The organism is Saccharothrix sp. ST-888 (genome assembly GCF_000955975.1).
In the GTDB taxonomy this organism is placed as follows: Bacteria; Actinomycetota; Actinomycetes; order Streptomycetales; family Streptomycetaceae; genus Kitasatospora.
The window spans coordinates 1-309 of sequence record NZ_JYJF01000920.1 but is presented as its reverse complement, the minus strand read 5'-3'; the positions used below and the strand labels follow the sequence as shown (position 1 = coordinate 309).

The window sequence follows — 309 nt, the reverse complement described above, 5'->3', positions numbered from 1 at the left end:
GACCTCCGCGCCGTCCAGCTGGTCGACCGGGTGGACCGTCGCCACCTGCGCGCTCCCGGCGTTGCCCGGGGCGCAGTGCAGCCCGGTGATGGCCGGATCTTGGGACAGGGAGCGGCACAGGGCGGGTTCGCGGGCGCGGCCGCCGATGACGATGACCTTCAGGCCCGCCAGGGTAGTCGGTGGCTGGTTCGACGCACGCGCCGGTCCCGTCGGAAGCACCAATAGCGGGGGATTTCTGCAGTGTCCATTTGGAGGAATCTCCACGCCCGCCGGGGCTTGCGACGTGTCCGCCCCCGGCGTCGACGCTAA

General features: G+C 71.5%; 1 protein-coding gene. It reads right to left on the bottom strand.

The genetic code is table 11. The features are described from left to right. Nucleotides 1–219, bottom strand: a 219-nt coding sequence (locus UK12_RS35045) for a phosphoribosylamine--glycine ligase N-terminal domain-containing protein (RefSeq protein ID WP_269432075.1), incomplete at its 3' end; no start/stop codon positions are given. Between the last annotated feature and the right edge of the window lie 90 nt (nucleotides 220–309).